A 20,816-nucleotide genomic window follows, 5' to 3' on the forward strand; every position below is an offset into this window, starting at 1 on the left:
TGCGGACGCCTATGCACGTAATGCACATCAGGATGCGGGTACGGCCATTTCCGCTGTCCGCACGTGGAGCGAAGCCCATGTTCGGCGCAAGGATGAAATTCACGCCGACCGCTGGCGTGGTTGCGGGTCTTATAGATAATTTCTATGAAAGGTGCCAGAGAGTGCGTGACCCATTTCGGATTTTTTTGCATTGCGATGACTGAAAAATTAAACCACGGAAAAGTCATGCATCTTGAGGCTGCCAATCTGGCTGCGCGCCGGGGCGAAGACCTGATTTTTGAAGGCCTGTCCTTTCGCCTGGAATCGGGCGAAGCACTGGTTTTGACAGGCAAAAATGGATCGGGAAAGTCAACTTTGCTGCGCGTCGTCGCCGGTTTGCTGCATCAGGAAAAGGGCTCGGTCAGCTTCACCGATTCGCTCGGCAACACACACGGGCGCGTCGGGGAAATCAGCCATTATCTCGGTCACCGCAATGCAATGAAGAGCGAGTTGACGGTCGCCGAAAACCTCGATTTCTGGCGGTGCTTTCTTGGCGATAGCCATGGCGCTTCCACCGTCTCGATCGACGAGGCAGCCGAGGCGGTCGGTCTCGAGGGCATCACGCACCTCCCGTTCGGCTACCTCTCCGCCGGGCAGCAGCGCCGCTTCGCGTTCGCCAAGCTGCTTATCGCCCACCGGCCGGTCTGGATCCTTGATGAGCCGACTGCTGCGCTCGATAAAAGCGGCGACCGTCTGTTTGCCGAGCTTGTTGAAGCGCATCGCTGCAACGGCGGCATCGTGCTCGCGGCAACCCACCAGCCGCTAGGACTGGAAGGCGCGCAGGAATTGCAGATGGCGGGATTTGCCCACGCCGGACCGGGAGTGTGGGAATGACTGCCCTGCTTCTGCGAGACCTCAAGCTTTCGATACGCGCCGGCGGCGGCGCGCTGATCGGCGTTCTCTTTTTCTTGACCATTGTCGCGGTCATCCCCTTCGGTGTCGGGCCCGATCTCGCACTGTTGTCCCGCATCGGCCCGGCAATCGTCTGGATCGGTGCGCTGCTTGCGGCGCTGCTCGGCCTTGACCGCCTGTTTCAAGCCGAGCGCGATGATGGCTCACTCGATCTGATGCTGATGCAGGAAACGCCGCTGGTGCTGACGGTGCTCGTCAAATGCCTGGCGCACTGGGTCTCCACCAGCCTGCCGCTGGTTATCGCCTCGCCGTTGCTTGGCCTCTTCATGAATATGAGCGAGACCGCCATCGGCGCGACCATGCTGACGCTGCTCGTCGGTTCTCCCGCGATTACCTTCATCGGTGCCGTCGGCGCGGCCGTTGCTGTCGCCTTGCCGCGTGGCGGTCTGCTGGTGTCGATTCTGGTGCTGCCGCTGACGATCCCCGTGCTGATCTTCGGCGTCAGTGCCACTTACGCGGCGGTCGAGGGGCCATCGCCCTTTCTGCCGCCCTTCCTCATCCTGATGGCGCTGACCCTCTTCTTCGCGGTGATCGGACCGGTGGCTGCCGCGCTTGCGCTGCGTCACACGTCGGATTGATCGGGCACTCGATTGCGGCGTCAGGCATATCGCGGTAAGGAAAACGGCATGAGCGAAACGAGCCTTGCCATCACGAAATTCAGCGACCTCGCCAATCCGACACGGTTTCTGGCGCTGGCCGCACGCATCCTCCCGTGGATGGCCGGTTTCACGGCCCTCTGTTTTATCGTGGGGCTGTATCTCAGCTTCACGACAGAAGGCGACTACCAGCAGGGTGAAACGGTTCGCATCATGTATGTCCACGTGCCGGCCGCGTGGCTGGCGATGATGGGCTACACGATCATGAGCCTCTCGGCCGTCGGCACGCTGGTCTGGCGCCATCCGCTGGCGGATGTGTCGGCGAAGGCCGCAGCCCCGCTCGGCGCCGCCTTCACGCTGATTGCCCTGGTGACTGGGTCCCTCTGGGGCAAGCCGATGTGGGGCACCTGGTGGGTCTGGGACGCCCGGCTCACCTCCGTCTTCGTTCTGTTCCTGATGTATCTCGGGCTCATCGCCCTTAATCGCGCGATCGACGACCCTTCAAAGGCCGCCCGCGTCAGCGCCGTCCTCATTCTGGTTGGCTTCGTCAACATCCCGATCATCAAGTTTTCGGTCGAATGGTGGAATACGCTGCATCAATCCGCGAGTGTGCTGCGCCTCGATGGTCCGGCCATCGATCCCGAGTTCCTGCGGCCGCTGCTGGTGATGGCCGTTGCATTCACCGCGCTCTTCCTCACGCTGCATATCATGGCGATCCGCAACGAGATCTGGCGTCGCCGCGTCGCCGCTCAGCGTCGACTGGCCGCCCGCCTGGCAAGCCGCGAGGGATAGTCATGACACACGCTTTCTATGTCTATGGCGCCTACGGCTTTGCCGCCCTTGTCGCGGCCGCGGTTACCCTTTGGACCTGGGCCGATGGCCGCGCTCGCCGGAAGGAACTGGCAGCCCTTGAAGCCTCCGGCATCCGCCGCCGCTCGGCGCGAACAACGGATGGCCAATGAGCACCACCCCTGAAACTAACTCCGCCAAGCGCGGATTTGGACGCTATGCCGTCGCCTTGATCCCGTTGGTTGTCTTCGCCGGCATCGCAGCCACCGCAGCAAAGATGCTCTATGATCAGGACGTCCACGGCAAGAATATCTCGGAAATCCCCTCCGCACTGATCGGCACGAAGGCGCCGGCGCTGAACCTTCCGCCGCTCGAAGGTGCCAACCTGCCGGCGCTGACCGACAGTGCCATCAAGGGAAAACTGACGCTTGTCAACGTCTTTGCCTCCTGGTGCATTCCCTGTCGCGACGAGCATCCGATCCTGATGCAACTAGCAAAGGACAGCCGGCTCAATGTGGTTGCCATCAACTACAAGGACAAGAACGACAACGCGCTTCGCTTCCTCGGCGAACTCGGCAATCCCTTTACCGCCATCGGCGTCGATCCCAAAGGGCAGGCGGCCATCGATTGGGGTGTCTACGGCATCCCCGAAAGCTATCTCGTCGCCCCTGATGGCACGATCCTCTACAAGCGGGTCGGCCCGTTCGACGATGTCAGTCTCAGGGAAGGCCTCTTCCCCGCCGTGGAGACGGCGCTCGGCAAGCCGGCCTCCTGATCAGAGCGCACTCTGCCAGGTCTTGATCGCCTCGACGGGCCAGATCAGCATCAGCACGTTGAGCGTCAGGTTGTCGCGGATCAGGTAGCCGGTCAGAAGCTCGAAGAAGATCGCGATTGCGATCGTCAGTGCGACCGGCGCCCGCGAGGCGAAGAAGAACCCGATCACCATGAAGATCGTGTCCATTGCAGAATTCAGGATGCTGTCGCCGTAATAGTCGAGCGAGATCGTCGCCGTTCGATAGCGGTCGATGATGACAGGCGAATTTTCCAGCAGTTCCCAGCCGGATTCGATGACGAGCGCCAGAAGCAGCCGCATGGCAATCGGCTTGTCGCGCAAAAGAAGGTACGTAACGCCGTAGAATATGAAGCCGTGAATGATGTGAGACGGCGTGTACCAGTCGGAAATATGCTGAGAGTTACCGCTGGAATTGACGCTACCTTCCCAAAGCTTGATGTATCCGCAGGTGCAGATGGGGGTGCGGCCCATCATATATTCGGCGATGATCTGGATCAGCAGGACCGCACCGCATGCGGCGAACCAGAAGGTCTGGTGCTTGGCTCTCTCTGCCGTATCCAGTGTCGTCACTTCTCGGTCTCTCCCGCCGAGGTCACAGTGTGCTTCATGATGAGCGGCATCTGCGCCATGGTGAAGATGATGGTGATCGGCATCGTGCCCCAGACCTTGAAGGCGATCCAGAAGTCATCGGAGAAGTTGCGCCAGACGACCTCGTTCAGCACCGCCAGGAAGAGGAAGAAGATCCCCCAGCGGATCGTCAGCTTGCGCCATCCCTCGGCATCGAGCTGAAAGGCCGCATTGAAGACGTAGCCGAGCAGCGACTTGCCGAAAGCCAGGCCGCCCAGCAGCGCAACGCCGAAGAGCGCGTTGACGATGGTCGGCTTCATCTTGATGAAGGTCTCGTTCTGCAAGTAGATCGACAGCGATCCGAAGATGACGACCACGATACCCGACACGAAAGGCATGATCGGCAGATGCCCGAGAATGATCTTCGAGACCACCAGCGAGGTCACCGTCGCCGCCATGAAGAGGGCCGTCGCCACGAACAGTGGTCCGCCAAGCTCCGACAGAGCCGGAAACCTTTCGACCAGCCAGGCGCCGCGCAGGTTGGCGAAGAAGAAGATCAGCAGCGGGCCAAGCTCCAGCGCCAGCTTCAGCATCGGGTGATGCCGGTCGGCCGCGCTTGGGGTGATATCGCTCTCTGTCGTCATTCTATCTCAAATCCGTTTGTGCCACACGAGACGCTTGCCCGTGTTTGTCGGCATATCTGTGGCATTATTGGCCGAGCCCGGCAATGGCATGGGCGAAATCCTCGGCCTCGAAAGGCTCGAGATCATCGACGCCTTCGCCGACGCCGATGAAATAGACCGGCAGCTTGTGCTTGGCAGAGATCGCCACGAGAATGCCGCCACGCGCCGTGCCGTCGAGCTTCGTCATGATCAGTCCGTTCACGCCGGCAACGTTCCTGAAGATTTCCACCTGCGACAGGGCGTTCTGCCCCGTCGTCGCATCGAGCGTCTGCAGCACCGTATGCGGCGCATCCGGATCGAGCTTGCCGAGAACCCGAACGATCTTCTCGAGCTCTGCCATCAGCTCCGCCTTGTTCTGCAGGCGGCCGGCGGTATCGATGATCAACACATCGCACTTCTTTGCCTTGGCCTGCTCGAAGGCATCGTAGGCGAGACCCGCCGCATCGGCACCGAGCTTGGTGCCGATGAATTCAGACTTGGTGCGGTCGGCCCAGATCTTCAGCTGCTCGATGGCAGCGGCGCGGAAGGTATCGCCGGCGGCAACCATCACCTTGAGGCCAGCGCCCGAGAGCTTGGCCGCTAGCTTGCCGATCGTCGTGGTCTTGCCTGTTCCGTTGACGCCGACGACGAGGATGACGTGCGGCTTGTGGCTGAGATCGAGCTGCAATGGTTTGGCGACCGGCTTCAGCACCTTGGCGATCTCGCTTGCCATGATGCGGCTCACGTCCTCGCCGGTGACGTCCTTGCCGTAGCGCTCGGAGGCCAGCGTATCGGTGACGCGCATGGCCGTCTCGACGCCAAGATCGGCCTGGATCAGCAGATCCTCGAGATCCTGCAGCGTGTCGTCATCGAGCTTGCGTTTGGTAAAAAGGGCCGCGATCTGGCCGGTAAGTTGCGACGAGGTGCGGGCAAGGCCGGCGCGCAGGCGCTGGAACCAGGAAAGTCTTGAGGCAGGCACCGGAGGCGCGGACTCGGAAGCCGCGGGACCGGTGGCAAATCCCTTTGGAAGAACGGGAGTCACGGAGATATCTCCGGAAACGCTATCATCCTCCGCCGGCGTGGATACCTCATGCTCGGCGGGAGAGGCCCGATCAGCGATAGGCTGCTGTTCCACATCGGCTTCAGCTGTAAGCTCTGCAGCCGACGTCTCTTCGGTTTCGCCGAGAGATGCTAGTTCCGCGACACTATCATCCTCTGCCCCATCGCCGATTTCCGGCTGCAGGGAAGGCGCAACAGGAACCGTCTCTCCGAGCGTGCTTCCAGCAGGAGTATCGAGCTCCGCTTCGTCTACAAGCAACGAGAGCGGCACAAGACCCACATCGCCTACGTACATCTCAGGCGGCAAGACCTCGGAAACGTCGTCCTCAACGGGTGTGAACGCTTCGGCCTGCTCGGCAAGCTCCTCGATCGAGGCGTCCTCAGCTACGTCATCGGCAGGCCCGCCGGCCGTATCCACCTCTTCCGCCAGAACCAGGTCTGCGGCAACCGGAAGGTTCTCCTCGCGCGAATGCGGCTCCAGCTCGGTTTCGAGCGCTTTCGTCTCGACCGCCCCCGGCGCATGCTCTTCCTCCGGCTTGGGGCCGAAGGTGAAGACCTTTTTGATGAAATTGAACGCCATGAGGATTCCGTAAACTCAGGCCGCGTCGGCGGCCGTCAATTGCATGTCGAGGTGTTTGCCGTTGTGTCCGGTGATGACAGCCTGCACGAAGCTTCGGGGCGCAAGTCCCGCCGCTGCGACAAGCGTGAAGTTCTCGGTATGCGCCAAACCGTTGTTTTCCACCAGCAGCCATTGCTGCGTTCCGACCATTCCGTCGAGATGGGACTGATGCAGGCGATGTCCAGTGGCGCGCAGTCGCGCTGCCCGCTCCTTGACCAGCGCGCGATCGAGCTGCGGCATGCGCGCGGCAGGTGTCCCCGGCCGCGGGCTGTAAGGGAACACGTGGAGATGAGCGATATTGGCCTCTTCCGCCAGCCGCACCGCATTGGCGAACATTTCTTCGCTCTCGGTTGGAAAGCCGGCGATCATGTCCGCGCCGAAGCTCATCTGCGGCCGCAGACGGCGCACGTCGTTGACGAAAGCTAAGGCATCCGCGCTCGAATGGCGACGCTTCATCCGCTTCAGGATCATGTCGTCGCCATGCTGCAGCGAAAGGTGGAGATGCGGCATGAACCGCGCTTCGTCGGCAATGAGGTCCAACAGATGCTTGTCCGCTTCGATGCTGTCGATCGACGAAAGCCGCAGGCGGCGAATATCCGGCACCTGCTTCAACAGCGTCTTGGCAAGCAGCCCGAGCGTCGGCTCTCCGGGAAGACCGGCACCATAGCTGGTCGCGTCGACCCCGGTCAGCACGATCTCCCGGTAGCCACTTTCGACGAGTTTCCGCGCCTGATCGACAACCGCCCCCATCGGCACCGACCGCGAATTTCCTCGGCCATAGGGAATGATGCAGAAGGTGCAGCGGTGGTCGCAGCCGTTCTGGACCTGAATGAAAGCCCGCACATGACCATCGATATGCTTGACCATCTGCGGCGCCGTCTGGCGCACGCTCATGATGTCGTTGACGCGCAGCTTCTCTTCCGCCGAAACGCCGAAATCCGGCAGGGAGCGATAGGAAGCGCGCTTCAGTTTCTCCTCGTTGCCGAGGACAGCATCGACCTCGGCCATATCGGCGAAGGTTTCTTTTTCCGTCTGGGCCGCGCAGCCAGTGACGATGATGCGGGCATGAGGATTGTCGCGCCGCGCACGTCGGATCGCCTGGCGTGCCTGACGCACAGCTTCGCCGGTAACCGCACAGGTATTGACGAGGATGGCATTATTGAGCCCGGCCTTCTCGGCCTGCGCCCGCATCACTTCGGATTCGTAGGTATTGAGACGACAGCCGAAGGTGATGACCTCGACGCCGCTCACCGCGCTTCGGCTCCCGGCGCCGCATCGCGCGACCACGCACCCGTCGACGGATCGAGCGTGCCCGACCATTCCCATTCAGCCGGGCCGGTCATGATGACGTGAGCATCGCGTTCGCGCCATTCGATCGTCAGCACGCCCTGATTGGGGCTGCTTGCAACCTTCACCGCGACTTCGCGCCCGGTCCGTCCGGTGCGAGCGGCGGATACCGCCGTCGCACAAGCGGCAGAACCGCAGGCGAGCGTCAGTCCCGCGCCCCGCTCCCAGGTGCGCGTCGTGATCGAGTTCGGAGAGGTCACCTGCGCCAGCGTGATATTGGCGCGCTCGGGGAACATCGGATGGTTTTCGAGCAGCGGCCCGAAGCGGCCGAGATCGAACGACATCGGATCACGGTCGATCCAGAAGATCGCATGCGGATTGCCCATCGAAGCGACGGAGGGCGAATGCAGCACGGGATTGTCGATCGGCCCGATTTGCAGCTCGATGCGGCTGGTATCGTGGAATTCTTCGGCGAGCGGGATCTTGTCCCAGTCGAAGACCGGCTTGCCCATATCGACTGAGATCGTCCCGTCTTCATGCTCGGTGGCATTGAGGATGCCGGCCACCGTCTGGAATGTGAAAACCTTCTTGCCGGTTTCCGAAGCAAGCGCCTGCACAACGCAGCGCGTGCCGTTGCCACAGGCCTGCGCCTTCGAGCCGTCGGAGTTCAGAATATCGATCCAGGCATCTGTGCCAGCTGCCTTTGGATCATGGATCGCCATGATCTGGTCGAACTGTGTGTCGTCAGCGGCATTCAGCGCGATTGCCGCCGCAGGCGCTACCTTGTCTGTGCGGCCGCGCATGTCGACGACCAGGATCTTGTTGCCAAGCCCGTTCATCTTCGCGAATTCGACCGTTGCGCTCATAGTGTCATGTCCGTCTCTGTTTGGGCTGTATATGGCGGAAATGCGGGGGAATTACCAGTGGCTTGACTGGCGGTGGATGAGCCACACATTGCCAGAGAGGAAATGCCGTGACCTCATATTTAAGAATGAGCGCAGATATCTAGCGCTTTTCGCCGCTTCGGGGCATTCTTGCTCTGGGATGGTGCTTTTGGCAGGGAGGATCGCCGATGCGCTGCGTCACCGTACTTGGGCCCTCGCAGACGGGAAAAACGACACTCGTCGCAAAGCTGGCCTCGCTCGAGGGAACGCCCAGAAAGTCAGCCTCTCCATATGGATCAAGCCTGACGGAATTTGACTTCAAGGACGAAGCGTGGTGTGCGATCGACACTCCCGGGGCAAATGAGGCACTGGCCCTGGCGCAGGATGCCCTGCTCGTCAGCGACGCCTGTATCCTCTGCATATCGCCGACGCCTGATGAAGCCGTGCTGGCAGCACCCTATCTGCGCGCCATCGAGGCCTCCGGCACGCCCTGCCTGATTTTCATCAACAGGATGGACGAGCCGCGCGGCCGGTTGCGCGATGTCATTGCCGCACTTCAGACCTATTCCAACCATCCGCTTGTCCTGCGGCAAGTACCCATCCGCGAAGGCGACCGGATCGTCGGCAGCTGTGACCTGATTTCCGAACGCGCCTGGCGCTATCGGGAAGGTCAGCCGTCCGCGCTGATCGAGCTGCCGCAGGATGCCGTCGAGCGGGAGCACGAGGCGCGGGCCGAAATGCTGGAACAGCTCTCGGAGTTCGATGATTGGCTTCTCGAGGAGCTCATCGAAGACCGGGAGCCGGCAAGCGATACGCTGTTTACGATCTCTTCGCGCATTCTCAAGGAGAACCGGGTTATCCCCGTGCTGTTCGGCTCAGCCTCGCACAGCAACGGCATCATGCGCCTGATGAAGGCCCTTCGCCACGAAGCGCCGCCGGCAGCGGCACTGCGGTCGAGGCTCGCAGGAAGTGTGGAAGAAGCGGCCCTTTCTGCCGTGAGTTTCCACGCTTACCACAAGGCTAATGTCGGCAAGACGGTGCTGGTGCGGGCGCTCGCCGACGGCTTGAAGCAGGGCGCTCCCTTGGGCGGCGCCACGCTGGGTCCGCTGCAGGAGGCCGGCAACGGAAAGCCAATCAGCGGCAGCGTGGAGGCTGGCAGCGTCTTTGCCGCACTAAAATCCGACCATCTGCCAGCGACTGCCCTGCTGACGCAGACAGCCAGCGTCGAGCCACCCGATTGGACGACACCGCCGACACCGATGCTGGAAAGAATTCTCGTTCCCGGCAGCGAACGGGACGAAACCAAGCTTTCCGCGACGCTGGCGAAACTGGCGGAAACCGATCGCGGCTTGAAGGTGATGCAGGAGGAAGGCACAGGCGCGGCGCTGATCTGCGCCCAGGGGCCGGTCCATCTGCGTGATCTCCGCAAAACACTGTCGGAGGTCTTCCGCGTCGAAGTTTCCGAACGCGCACCAAACCCCGTCTACCGAGAAACCATTTCCAAACCTTCGGATGTGCGCTACCGGCACCGCAAGCAAACGGGCGGCGCCGGACAGTTCGCAGACGTGCAACTCAGCGTCAGGCCGAACGAGCGCGGCCAGGGCTTCACCTTCGGCGAAAGCGTCAAGGGCGGGACCGTGCCCCGAAACTACATCCCAGCTGTTGAAGCCGGCGCCCGCGAAGCCATGGAGAAAGGTCCGCTCGGCTTCCAGGTCGTCGATGTCGACGTCGTGCTGACCGACGGCCAGTATCACTCGGTTGACAGCTCCGATTTCGCCTTCCGGACCGCTGGGAAAATGGGCGTCAAGCAAGCGCTTTCACAAGCTTCCGCCGTTCTCATGCAGCCTGTGGTGCGGGTGGAGATCCATATCCCCTCGGTCTATTCCGGCGGAATGGTGACGCTCGTCTCCTCGCTCAAGGGACAGGTGCTCGGCTTCGACCGGGACGAGAACGCGAAGGGCTGGGATATATTTCGAGCGCTCGTGCCTGGCGGCGTGCTTGATGAATTGGCCCGGTCGCTCAGATCGGCAACGCAGGGCATCGGCCACTTCTCCAAGACCTTCGATCATTTCGAAGAACTCTACGGCAAGGAGGCCGACACCATCATCAATGCGCATGGTGCCGGAGCCCACGCGCATTGATCATGCCGCTGGCACGTCGAATACCTCGCCGGCTCTAAGCGGCCTGAACCGCTCCTGCGGTATTTCGCGCTCGGCCAAGGCTGTCTTTAGCGCCTTGACCGGCGTCTCGATTGCCTCGTCGGTCAGCTGGAACGTCGCAAAGTGATGGCCGGCCACATAGGCAGCATTGGCAAGCTCCATTCCCATCACCGCTTCATCAGGATTCTGATGTTGGCCCTTCATGAACCAGCGCGGTTCATAGGCTCCGAAAGGCAGGACGGCGAGGCGAAAGGCACCATGCTTCTGCTGGGCAGCCCTGTAGTTGACGCCCCCATGAAAGCCCGTATCCCCGACATGGTAGATCTTCCCGGCGGTCGTTGACAGGACGAAGGCGGCCCAGAGCGCCATGCGACGATCCCCGGTGCCGCGTGCCGACCAATGATGCACCGGCTCGGCATCGATGCGGATGCCGGCAAGCGGGATGCGCTCGCCCCAATCCATCGCCGTCACCTGCATGGTGGGAACGGCGCGACGAATGATCGTATCGTTGCCAAGCGGCGTTACGACATGCGGCCGATGCCTCGCCTGCAGCCGCCTGAGCGTCGCGACATCGAGATGATCGTAGTGGTTATGCGAAACGAGAACGAGGTCGATCGGCGGCAGGTCGTCGAACGCGATACCGGGTGCCACGACGCGCTTCGGTCCGGCGAAGGCGAAGGGGCTGGCCCGATCGGACCATACGGGATCTGTCAGGATATTGAGCCCCGCGACCTGCACCAGCATCGTCGCGTGGCCGACCATGGTTACCCGCAGATCGTCGCCATCAACGCGCGCATCCGGCTTGGCCGGTACGAAGGGGCTCGGAACCGACTTCGGCCAGCGATCGCGGTTGCCGCCAAACTGCCATCGCATCAGATCTCGAAAACCGAGAGGCTCGATACCATCCGGATTGAAGAAATGCGTGCCATCGAAGTGATCGGAGACAGGCCCTTGATAGTAGGGATTGCGTCTTTTGGCCGTAGGCATACAAAGCGATTCCGTTGCAGGGAAAGCAGATCTGGGATCGGGCGCGCGCTTTTGAAAGGTCGAAACGCCGTCTTTTCTCGGCCTTCCCTTGACTCGCGGCCCGTTTTCCTGTTTACCGCCGCTCAATCTGCGACGAGCTTCAAGACTCGAGCCACCGACCGGGACCCGTAAAGGTATAAAGAGATCCCGGAGGTCCACACCCGACAGCGCGATGCGCCCTCGGGTGCTTTTTGGCTATGCGTCTTGTTTTCGTCAAGGAAAAGCACAAGGTTTCCGTCTTCAGGAAATCACAAGGAAGAGCCGATGTTTGAGAACCTCCAGGACCGTCTTGGATCCATTCTGAATGGACTGACAGGCCGTGGCGCGCTTTCGGAAAGCGATGTTTCCGCAGCGCTGCGCGAGGTTCGCCGCGCGCTTCTGGAGGCTGACGTGGCGCTCGATGTCGTGCGCTCCTTTACCGATCGCGTCCGCGAAAAGGCCGTCGGCGCCGAGATCCTGAAGTCGATCAAGCCCGGCCAGATGGTCGTCAAGATCGTCCATGACGAGCTGATCGAGATGCTCGGCGGCGAAGGCGTCGGCGTCGACCTGCATGCGGCCGCCCCCGTCGTCATCATGATGGTCGGTCTGCAGGGCTCCGGTAAGACGACGACGACCGCGAAGATCGCCAAACGGCTCACCGACCGCGAGAAGAAGAAGGTGCTGATGGCGTCGCTTGATACGCGACGTCCGGCCGCCCAGGAGCAGCTGCGCCAGCTTGGTGTCCAGACTGGTGTCGACACGCTTCCTGTTATCGCTGGCCAGTCGCCGACCGACATTGCCGCCCGCGCCGTACAGGCAGCGAAACTCGGTGGCCATGACGTCGTCATCCTCGACACCGCCGGCCGCACGCATATCGACGAGCCCTTGATGGTCGAAATGGCCGACATCAAGAAGAAGTCGAATCCGCATGAAATCCTGCTGGTCGCGGACTCGCTGACCGGTCAGGACGCCGTCAACCTGGCGCGCAACTTCGACGAGCGCGTCGGCATCACCGGCCTCGTGCTCACCCGCATGGACGGCGATGGCCGTGGCGGTGCAGCACTTTCGATGCGCGCGGTGACAGGCAAGCCGATCAAGCTCATCGGTGTCGGCGAGCGTATGGGCGAACTCGAAGAGTTCCATCCCCGCCGTATTGCTGACCGCATCCTCGGCATGGGCGATATCGTTTCGCTCGTCGAGCGCGCCGCTGAAAACATCGACGCCGAGAAGGCGGCTGCCATGGCCGCCAAGATGGCCAAGGGCAAGTTCGATCTCAACGACCTCGCCGACCAGCTGCGCCAGATGCAGAAGATGGGTGGCATGGGCGGCATCATGAGCATGATGCCCGGCATGGCTGGGATGAAGGACAAGATGGCCTCGGCCGGTCTGAACGACAGCCTGTTCGGCCGTCAGCTCGCCATCATCGGCTCGATGACCAAGGCCGAGCGCGCCAACCCCGATATTCTCAAGCATTCGCGCAAGAAGCGCATCGCCGCCGGCTCTGGCACCGATGCCGCCGACATCAACAAGCTTCTGAAGATGCATCGCCAGATGGCGGACATGATGAAGATGATGGGCGGCAAGGGTAAGGGCGGCCTGATGAAGCAGATGATGGGTGGCCTTGCCGGCAAGATGGGCCTTGGTGGCCTTGGCGGTGGCATGCCCGATCTTTCGAATATCGACCCCAAGCAGCTCGAAGCGCTCCAGAAGCAAGCTGAAGCTGCCGGTCTAGGAAAGCCGGGCGGCGGGCTGCCCGGCCTCGGCGGTGGTGGTTTGCCGGGTCTGGGCGGCGCCAAGCTGCCGGGTCTCGGCGGTGGTTTCCCAGGCCTTCCCGGCCTGCCCAAGAAGAAGTGAAGGGGTCGCGTAGACAATGATTGATCCTGAAATCAAAGCCCAACTTTCGAACTATCGCCAGTCGATCGACAACATCGACGCCGCGCTGGTCCATATCCTGGCCGAACGCTTCCGCTGCACCAAAGAGGTCGGCGTTCTCAAGGCCAAGTACAAGTTGCCGCCGGCCGATCCGGCGCGCGAAGAATACCAGATCGAACGTCTCCGCCATCTGGCGAAGGATGCCAATCTGGATCCGGATTTCGCCGAGAAGTTCCTGAACTTCATCATCAAGGAAGTCATCCGGCATCATGAGCAGATCGCTGCAGACCACGCCGAAAACGGCGCCGCAGCAAAATGAACCATACCGCCGGATCAGGCGGTCCAGAAAAGTCCAAGGAGTAAAGAAAATGGCACTGAAAATTCGTCTCGCACGCGGTGGTTCCAAGAAGCGCCCGTACTACCACATCGTTCTCGCCGACGCCCGTTCGCCGCGCGATGGCCGCTTCCTCGAGAACCTCGGTTCCTGGAACCCGATGCTCGCCAAGGACAACGGCGCTCGCATCACGCTGAACAACGACCGCATCAAGCACTGGCTCGATCAGGGCGCACAGCCGACCGATCGCGTTCTGCGCTTCCTCAACGAAGCCGGCCTCGCAAAGCGCGATGCCAAGAGCAACCCGGAAAAGGCAAAGCCGGGCAAGAAGGCTCAGGAGCGCGCTGCTGAAAAGGCTCAGAAGGCCGCCGACGCTGCTGAAGCTGCTGCTTCCGCAGAATAATCGGGAACCTTCCCTTATCGAACGGGCGGCATGGCGACATGCCGCCCGTTTTCGTTTCCATTCCGCTGCACTTCGTTTAAGAGAAGCCCAGATTTGCGGCTTCATGTGAAGGACGTCATGCCAAAGCTTGAAAATCCGGTTCTGATGGCAACGATCGGTGGCGCCCAAGGCCTGCGCGGCGAAGTACGCGCTAAGGCCTATACCGCCGATCCGACCGCGCTCGGCGACTACGGCAACCTGCACAGCCTTGATGGCCGCACCTTCGAGATTCTCGATATCCGGGAAATGAAGAACGTCGTCGTCGTCCGATTCCGCGGCATCAACGACCGCAATGCCGCCGAGGCGCTGAACGGACTGGAGCTCTACATCGAGCGCGACAACCTGCCGGACGAGGAGCTGGAAGAAGACGAATTCTTCTACGCCGATCTCGAGGGTCTGGAAGCGCTCGACGACCAGGGCGTCAGCTATGGCACCGTGACCGGCGTTTTCGACTTCGGCGCCGGCGATCTGCTGGAGCTCAAGGGTCCCGGCAAGCGCCCGGTATTGATCCCCTTCTCTGAAGCCTCGGTTCTCGATATCGACCTTGAAAGCGGCAGGATCACCATCGATCCGCTCGCCGCTGGCCTCGTCGATAGTGAGGATGACGCACCGAACTTCACGCCCGACAAGCCGAAAAAGAAGAAGTGAGGCCGTCGATGGCGTTTCGCGCGACCGTGCTGACCCTCTATCCGGAAATGTTTCCGGGCCATCTCGGCTACTCCCTCGCCGGGAAGGCGATGGAGCGTGGCCAATGGTCGCTCGATACCCTGCAGATCCGCGACTTTGCCACCGACAAACACCGCACTGTCGATGATACGCCCGCTGGCGGCGGCGCGGGCATGGTGCTCAAGCCCGATGTTCTCGCCCGCGCCATCGACAGCACTTCCGAGAACGACAGCCGCCCCCGGCTGCTGATGAGCCCGCGCGGAAAACCGCTGACGCAGGAACGCGTACGCGAGCTTGCTTCCGGCGATGGCGTCATCATCGTTTGCGGTCGCTTTGAGGGCGTCGATCAGCGCGTCATCGATGCGCGCGAGCTGGAAGAGGTCTCGATCGGCGACTACGTGCTGTCGGGCGGCGAACCGGCTGCACTCACCATACTGGATGCGATCGTCCGCATCCTGCCTGGCGTCATGGGCAATGATCTTTCCGGACTGCACGAGAGCTTCGAAGGCGGCCTGCTCGAGCATCCGCACTACACGCGCCCACAAGTATGGGAGGGCCGCGAGATTCCGGCGATCCTCACATCGGGCAATCACGGCGCGATCGAGAAATGGCGCCGCGAGCAGGCGTTGCAGCTGACCCGGGAACGACGCCCGGATCTGCTGGAAGAATGAAAAATGCCCGGCCAAAGCCGGGCATTCGAATTTCGGGTGTCAGTTGGTAGCGCCCACCGCAGAGCCGCGTGCGCTCGCGCGCAATGCGTAGTAGACAACGCCGCCGATGCCGACGCCGAAGAACCAGCCATAGGTCCCCCACCATTCCGGCAAGATCGACGTGAACGTCGGCAGGATCGATGAGAACAGCGAGCCGACCACGAAGGCGATGAAGGCATTCGTGTGCCAGCCATTCTGGAAGCGGAACTCGCCATTCTCCTGATAAAGATCCGCGACGTTCAGCTCACCCTTCCGGATCAGATAGTAGTCGACCATCATGATCCCGAAGATCGGGCCCATCGTCGAACCGATGAAGTTGACGAAGTGCGCGGCACCCGTTTCCCACGGCGCGAACGGATAGAGCACCAGCGCAATCAGGGCCGCAATCCAACCGCCCCGCTTGAAGCTGATCTGGCGCGGGAAGACATTCGAGAAATCGAAGGCCGGCGAGACGAAGTTGGCGACCACGTTGATGCCGAGCGTTGCAACGGCGAAAGTCAGTGCCGCAAGCAGTGCCAGGAACCAGTTGTCGAACTTCGCGGAGATCGCCTCCGGATGCAGCAGTACTTCGCCGTAGACGGTGAATGCAGCCGTGGTTGTGACGCCCGCGACGAGGCAGAAGGCGAGCAGGTTGATCGGCAGACCCCAGAGATTGCCCTTGCGCAAGGTCTTGGTGTCCTTGGTGTAGCGCGAGAAATCGCAGAAATTTAGGTAGAGAGCCGCAAAGTAGGTGATCCATGTCGCGGCAACCGCGGCAAGAGCCGCGAACGAGCCAGGCTCGCCGGCGATGCCGACTTCCTTCGTCCTCTCGAGCAGAACGTCGCGTGGGATCTCGCTGCCGAAGGAGAAGGTGCCGGCCTTGACGACAAGATAAACCGCCAGGACAAGCATCATGATCCAGACAGCGGGCCCGGCCATGTCCTGAAACCTGCGCACGGTCTCCATACCACGCTGGATGATCAGGAGCTGCAGGGACCAAACGACGACGTAGCAGATGACCTCAAGCGTGGAATGACCAAGCATGTGGCTATTCTGGTGGAAGGCAAGCATGCTCTCATTGCGGATGAGAAGAGCCACGATCGCGCCCGATGCCGCCGCCGTTTGCGCGCCGTACCAAAAGCAGGCGACGACGGCGCGCACGAGCGCCGGCGCATTGGCCCCGAACGTACCGAACGAGGCGCGGGCAAGAACCGGGAACGGCACACCCGTCTTGACGCCGGCGTTGCCGACGAGACTCATGAGGAAGAAGATGACGAGCGAGCCGAAGCCGATCGCAATCACGAAGTTGATAAAGCTGCCGCACAGCAGGAAAAGGCTGGCGGCGAGATAATAACCCCAGAGGCTGTGAACGTCCGAGGTCCACACATTGAAAATACTGAAGGCGCCCCACTTCCTCTCCTGAGCGGGCGCCAAGTCCTCATTATAGAGCGAGGACGACGGATTACTTATTGTCATTCATTCCCCTCCAAAACTCCCACGGATCACAATTTGACCCAAATGAGAATCTGCTCCCCTGTTGTGCATTTGACAAATATTTAATCAAATGAGTCACAGGCTTGATATCGTGCAGCACTGGCAAAAGCCCAGTTTGGCGGTCGGCACGGCGAAATTTCCGGGCCAAAGGGGTGACAAAGCCTGCGCAATACGGTATGCGCACGCCCGGAATGGGAAAACTCCCATCAACCACGTAAAGAAAAACAGACGAATTCGCTCCTGCCCTCACCGGCAAATATCTGCGGCTCGACCAAGGATAGATCGTTCAGAGCGCTCTGGCTGTTGAACCAACAAAGAGGTTGAGTCATGAATATCATTCAGCAGCTTGAGGCCGAACAGGTCGCCAAGATCGAAGCCCAGCGCACGCTTCCGGAATTCTCCCCGGGCGACACCGTTCGCGTCAACGTCCGCGTCAAGGAAGGCAACCGTACCCGCGTACAGGCCTACGAAGGCGTTTGCATCGCTCGCTCCGGCGGCGGTCTGCAGGAGAACTTCACGGTTCGCAAGATCTCCTACGGCGAAGGCGTCGAGCGCGTATTCCCGGTCTGCTCCCCTGCTATCGAAAGCGTAGAAGTTGTTCGCCGCGGTAAGGTCCGTCGCGCGAAGCTCTACTACCTGCGCGATCGTCGCGGCAAGTCGGCTCGTATCGTCGAGAACACCGGCACCCGCGCTCGCAAGCTCAACGACGCCGAGCGTCAGGCCGTTGCCGAGGAAAAGGCACGCCTGGAAGCCGAAAAGGTTGCAGCAGCTCAGGCGCTCGCAGCCGAAAAGGCAGCACAGGAAGCTGCAGAAGCCAAGGCAGCAGCAGAAGCTGCCGCAGCAGCTGAGCCGGCAGCAGAATAAGTTTCAATCCTTCGTGATTGTCGGAAAGGCGGCCTTCGGGTCGCCTTTTTTTGTTGCTGGCAATAGCGAGTCACTGGCAGGTCGGACCGCGTAGCGGTTGGGCCTGACGTCCGGTCCTCTACCCGTCATTGTCCGAAATTCCGAACAGCCCGTGCGGAATGTATGCCGTTATCGCAAGAGCCGGTCTGACCTATTTCTGCCCTATCTTTAAACGGAGCAGATCATGTCCAATCTCGAAAAATCGGGCACATTCACGCTCGGCGACCGCACGGTGGCGCGGCTTGGCTACGGGACCATGCAACTCGCCGGCAAAGGCGTCTTCGGGCCACCGAAGGATCGTGCCGAGGCAATCGCTGTGTTACGCGAAGCAGTCGAAAGCGGAGTCAACCACATCGACACCGGCGACTTCTACGGCCCGCACGTCACCAACCAGATCATCAGGGAGGCGCTGCATCCTTATCGGGATGATCTTGTGATCGTCACGAAGATCGGAGCAACGCGTGGGCCAGACGCGTCTTGGAATCCGGCCTTCTCAAAAGAAGCGCTGACGCAGGCAATTCACGACAACCTCATGAATCTCGGCCTCGAGGTGATCGATGTAGTCAATCTGCGGGCCATGTTTGATGTCCATGGCCCGGCGGAGGGATCTCTGGAAGAACCCCTCACCATCCTCGCCGATCTTCAGCGCCAGGGCCTTGTCAGACACGTTGGCCTCTCCAACGTCACCACCAAGCAAGTCGCGGACGGCAGAAAGATCACCGAAATCGTTTGCGTTCAAAACCAGTACAATCTTGTGCACCGCGGGGACGATCCGCTGATCGAACAGCTCGCGACGGAAGGAACAGCCTATGTGCCCTTCTTTCCGCTCGGGGGCTTCTCGCCATTGCAATCGTCCACGCTGTCGGATGTCGCTGCGGAGCTTGATGCAACACCGATGCAGGTTGCTCTTGCGTGGCTTCTGCAACGCGCGCCGAATATCTTGCTCATACCCGGGACCTCGTCACGTCTCCACCTCAGGGAGAACCTCGCGGTCGCCGATATCACCTTGCCCACCGAAGCCATTCAGAAACTGGATGGTATCGCGTCTCGCTGACGACATTTGCAATCTGTCCCGCAAAAATCTTTGCATGGAAGGGCGGTCTTTGGATGGTCTTTGGACCGCCTTTTCTGTTTTTGAATGGCGACACGCGGCAATTCTCTTGCCATCCGCTTCGCAACTATGACAGGTTTCGCGGACTATATTTCGGGGAGATATTTAATGCCGTTCCGTCGCACCGTTCTTGCAGGACTGACCGCCCTTGTCCTGTCGCCGCTCGCCGCCCTCGCCGCCGACCTTCCCGACCTCAAGGGCAAGTCGGTCGTCGTCGTCACCGAGAACGCCTATCCGCCGCTACAGTTCGTCGATCCGAAGTCGGGCAAGGCGATCGGCTGGGAATATGATGCGATGAACGAGATCGCCAAGCGGCTGAACTTCAAGGTCGAGTATCAGAACACCAGCTGGGACGCGATGATCCAGGCTGTCTCCGACAACCAGTACAACATCGGCATGACCGGCATCACCATCAAGGATGACCGGAAGGCCAAGGTCGACTTCTCCGATCCCTACATGCGCTCGCAGCAGTTCATGCTGGTGCGCGGCGACGAAAGCCGCTTCACCGACGCCAAGACCTTCGGCGCCTTCAATGACGGCCTCGTCGGCGCGCAGCCGGGCACCTCGCCTTTCTACACCGCCGTCTACGAAATCCTTGATGGCAACGAGCAAAACCCGCGCGTCAAGCTCTTCGAAACCTTCGGCGCCACCGTCCAGGCGCTCAAGGCCGGCGATGTCGACGTGGTGCTGACCGACAGCGTCGCTGCCAAGGGTTATGTCGACGCCTCGAACGGCGGCCTGAAGGTCATCGGCGGTCCGCTCGGCACCGAGGATTTCGGTTTCATCTTCCCGAAGGGCTCCGATCTCGTCGCCCCGGTCAATGCCGCAATCGCAAGCCTGAAGGCTGACGGCACCTTCGACGCACTGAACAAGAAGTGGTTCCTCGACTACAAGATGGGCGAATGATCCCGTCTTCGGTTAACGCGTGATGGCTCCGCAGCCAGCCCCTGGCGGGCATGTTATGGGCGACTACCCCTGGTGGCTGGTCGCTCTTGTCGCGATCGGCATCGTCCTTGCCGTCGTCATCATCGCCAACGACATCTATGCGCAGGTCTTCCGCACCGTCTTCAATGGCGTCGGCGTTACCATCTTCGTGACGCTAGTGGGCTTTGCGCTGGCGACCCTTCTCGGCCTCGGCGTCGCGTTGCTCGGATTGTCCGACAGTGTCGCGCTCCGCCAGATCTCACGCTTCTATGTCGAAGTCATCCGCGGCGTGCCGATGCTGGTGCTGCTGTTCTACGTGGCCTTCGTCGGCGCCCCCGGCATCGTCGCCGCCTACAATTTCCTGGCCAGTCCGCTGATCCAGGCCGGCCTCAGCGAGCCTGTGATGGTGCGCGACTTCTCGCTGATGTGGCGGGCCATCATCGCGCTGATGATCGGCTACTCCTCCTTCATCGCGGAAGTCTTCCGTGCCGGGATCCAGTCGGTCGATCACGGCCAGATCGAGGCGGCCAAGGCGCTCGGCCTGTCGCGCTATCACCGCTTCCGCTTTGTGGTCTTCCCGCAGGCGATCAGGGTGATCTTCCCGCCGCTGTCGAACGATTTCGTGGCGATGGTCAAGGACTCGTCGCTGGTCTCGGTGCTCGGCGTCTCCGACATCACCCAGATGGGCAAGATCTACGCCTCCGGCTCGTTTCGCTTCTTTGAAACCTATTCGATCGTCACTTATATCTACCTCATCCTGACGATCGGTTTGTCGCTTGCCCTGAGGCAGGTGGAGAAACGGATGCGCGGGAAAGACCGGCGTTAGCGGCCGAATGATTCGAATTGCCGCCGTCGCGAAAAATTGGTATGTGACAGCGCATGGAATCCAAGTTCAGTTGCATTGGGGCGCATATTTTCGTGCTGCAGGATCATTACCGCCTGCCGGCACGCTTCTTTGCGGCCGTTTCCGGTGCACTCAACAGCCGACTTCGTTGATCGAATGACGGCCC

22 protein-coding genes are annotated in these 20,816 nt (G+C 61.0%); 15 read left to right on the top strand and 7 right to left on the bottom strand.

Going from position 1 to position 20,816, the window contains the following annotated elements; translation table 11 throughout:
* Positions 1-225: 225 nt before the first annotated feature.
* Genes ccmA through AC1DE4_RS11830 form a run of 5 tightly spaced genes read left to right on the top strand, consistent with a single transcriptional unit; the run spans position 226 to position 3,111 of the window.
* Entirely contained in the window at positions 226-873 is a 648-nt protein-coding gene (ccmA, locus tag AC1DE4_RS11810; RefSeq protein ID WP_025658144.1) for a heme ABC exporter ATP-binding protein CcmA, read from the top strand.
* The gene (ccmB, locus tag AC1DE4_RS11815; RefSeq protein ID WP_025658143.1) at positions 870-1,529 is read left to right on the top strand and encodes a heme exporter protein CcmB; all 660 of its coding nucleotides are present in this window, start codon (positions 870-872) and stop codon (positions 1,527-1,529) included. Before ccmA ends, ccmB begins: the two co-directional genes overlap by 4 nt.
* Before the next feature lie 48 nt (positions 1,530-1,577).
* Positions 1,578-2,339, top strand: coding sequence for a heme ABC transporter permease (locus AC1DE4_RS11820; RefSeq protein WP_018855811.1), 762 nt, complete (start codon positions 1,578-1,580; stop codon positions 2,337-2,339).
* Between the two features lie 2 nt (positions 2,340-2,341).
* Positions 2,342-2,509: a heme exporter protein CcmD gene (ccmD, locus tag AC1DE4_RS11825; RefSeq protein ID WP_025658142.1), complete on the top strand. Its 168-nt coding sequence runs from the start codon at positions 2,342-2,344 to the stop codon at positions 2,507-2,509.
* On the top strand, positions 2,506-3,111 hold the full coding sequence (locus tag AC1DE4_RS11830) for a DsbE family thiol:disulfide interchange protein (protein ID WP_025658141.1): 606 nt from the start codon (positions 2,506-2,508) through the stop codon (positions 3,109-3,111). The genes ccmD and AC1DE4_RS11830 overlap by 4 nt, the downstream gene beginning before the upstream one ends.
* Here AC1DE4_RS11830 and AC1DE4_RS11835 read toward each other — a convergent pair whose 3' ends face one another.
* The 5 genes from AC1DE4_RS11835 to dapF form a co-directional block, all read right to left on the bottom strand.
* Positions 3,112-3,699, bottom strand: coding sequence for a DUF2585 domain-containing protein (locus tag AC1DE4_RS11835; RefSeq protein WP_025658140.1), 588 nt, complete (start codon positions 3,697-3,699; stop codon positions 3,112-3,114).
* Complete coding sequence (locus AC1DE4_RS11840; protein WP_018855815.1) at positions 3,696-4,340, bottom strand: septation protein A; 645 nt, start codon at positions 4,338-4,340, stop codon at positions 3,696-3,698. Before AC1DE4_RS11840 ends, AC1DE4_RS11835 begins: the two co-directional genes overlap by 4 nt.
* A 64-nt stretch (positions 4,341-4,404) precedes the next feature.
* Entirely contained in the window at positions 4,405-5,997 is a 1,593-nt protein-coding gene (gene ftsY / locus AC1DE4_RS11845; protein ID WP_477881413.1) for a signal recognition particle-docking protein FtsY, read from the bottom strand.
* A 15-nt stretch (positions 5,998-6,012) separates the two neighbouring features.
* A complete protein-coding gene (gene mtaB / locus AC1DE4_RS11850; protein WP_025658138.1) occupies positions 6,013-7,287 on the bottom strand; it encodes a tRNA (N(6)-L-threonylcarbamoyladenosine(37)-C(2))-methylthiotransferase MtaB in 1,275 nt (424 codons plus the stop codon).
* Positions 7,284-8,189 carry a diaminopimelate epimerase gene (gene dapF / locus AC1DE4_RS11855; protein ID WP_025658137.1) on the bottom strand — a complete coding sequence of 302 codons (906 nt, stop codon included), beginning with the start codon at positions 8,187-8,189 and terminating at the stop codon, positions 7,284-7,286. The genes mtaB and dapF overlap by 4 nt, the downstream gene beginning before the upstream one ends.
* Positions 8,190-8,395: 206 nt before the next feature.
* Here dapF and AC1DE4_RS11860 point away from each other — a divergent pair, with 206 nt between their 5' ends.
* Positions 8,396-10,348: an elongation factor G gene (locus tag AC1DE4_RS11860; protein ID WP_025658136.1), complete on the top strand. Its 1,953-nt coding sequence runs from the start codon at positions 8,396-8,398 to the stop codon at positions 10,346-10,348.
* Here AC1DE4_RS11860 and AC1DE4_RS11865 read toward each other — a convergent pair whose 3' ends face one another.
* Positions 10,349-11,353, bottom strand: coding sequence for an MBL fold metallo-hydrolase (locus AC1DE4_RS11865; RefSeq protein ID WP_062374086.1), 1,005 nt, complete (start codon positions 11,351-11,353; stop codon positions 10,349-10,351). It abuts the gene before it with no gap.
* A gap of 303 nt (positions 11,354-11,656) precedes the next feature.
* Between AC1DE4_RS11865 and ffh the strand changes: the two genes are divergently transcribed.
* From ffh to trmD, 5 genes are all read left to right on the top strand, one after another.
* Positions 11,657-13,225 (top strand): signal recognition particle protein, encoded by a 1,569-nt coding sequence (gene ffh, locus AC1DE4_RS11870; protein WP_025658134.1) that lies wholly within the window; start codon positions 11,657-11,659, stop codon positions 13,223-13,225.
* Between the two features lie 16 nt (positions 13,226-13,241).
* Positions 13,242-13,562: a chorismate mutase gene (locus AC1DE4_RS11875; protein ID WP_016556656.1), complete on the top strand. Its 321-nt coding sequence runs from the start codon at positions 13,242-13,244 to the stop codon at positions 13,560-13,562.
* Between the two features lie 49 nt (positions 13,563-13,611).
* The gene (gene rpsP, locus AC1DE4_RS11880; protein WP_016556657.1) at positions 13,612-13,980 is read left to right on the top strand and encodes a 30S ribosomal protein S16; all 369 of its coding nucleotides are present in this window, start codon (positions 13,612-13,614) and stop codon (positions 13,978-13,980) included.
* A gap of 117 nt (positions 13,981-14,097) precedes the next feature.
* Positions 14,098-14,667, top strand: coding sequence for a ribosome maturation factor RimM (rimM, locus tag AC1DE4_RS11885; RefSeq protein ID WP_018855823.1), 570 nt, complete (start codon positions 14,098-14,100; stop codon positions 14,665-14,667).
* A gap of 8 nt (positions 14,668-14,675) precedes the next feature.
* Positions 14,676-15,356: a tRNA (guanosine(37)-N1)-methyltransferase TrmD gene (gene trmD / locus AC1DE4_RS11890; protein WP_025658132.1), complete on the top strand. Its 681-nt coding sequence runs from the start codon at positions 14,676-14,678 to the stop codon at positions 15,354-15,356.
* Positions 15,357-15,395: 39 nt separating this feature from the next.
* On the opposite strand, the gene AC1DE4_RS11895 is transcribed toward trmD, so the two are convergent.
* Entirely contained in the window at positions 15,396-16,850 is a 1,455-nt protein-coding gene (locus tag AC1DE4_RS11895; protein WP_062374075.1) for an NCS1 family nucleobase:cation symporter-1, read from the bottom strand.
* A gap of 345 nt (positions 16,851-17,195) precedes the next feature.
* On the opposite strand from AC1DE4_RS11895, the gene rplS reads away from it, so the two are divergent.
* The 4 genes from rplS to AC1DE4_RS11915 all read left to right on the top strand — a co-directional run bounded on the left by rplS (position 17,196) and on the right by AC1DE4_RS11915 (position 20,632).
* Positions 17,196-17,732, top strand: a complete 537-nt coding sequence (gene rplS, locus AC1DE4_RS11900; RefSeq protein WP_018855826.1) for a 50S ribosomal protein L19 — start codon at positions 17,196-17,198, stop codon at positions 17,730-17,732.
* Positions 17,733-17,955: 223 nt separating this feature from the next.
* Entirely contained in the window at positions 17,956-18,825 is an 870-nt protein-coding gene (locus AC1DE4_RS11905) for an aldo/keto reductase family oxidoreductase (protein ID WP_477881419.1), read from the top strand.
* 165 nt (positions 18,826-18,990) lie between these two features.
* A complete protein-coding gene (locus tag AC1DE4_RS11910; protein ID WP_112665701.1) occupies positions 18,991-19,788 on the top strand; it encodes a transporter substrate-binding domain-containing protein in 798 nt (265 codons plus the stop codon).
* A gap of 22 nt (positions 19,789-19,810) precedes the next feature.
* On the top strand, positions 19,811-20,632 hold the full coding sequence (locus tag AC1DE4_RS11915; protein WP_477881421.1) for an amino acid ABC transporter permease: 822 nt from the start codon (positions 19,811-19,813) through the stop codon (positions 20,630-20,632).
* Positions 20,633-20,816: the final 184 nt, after the last annotated feature.

The sequence above is a fragment of the Rhizobium sp. 10N414 genome (assembly GCF_056394785.1).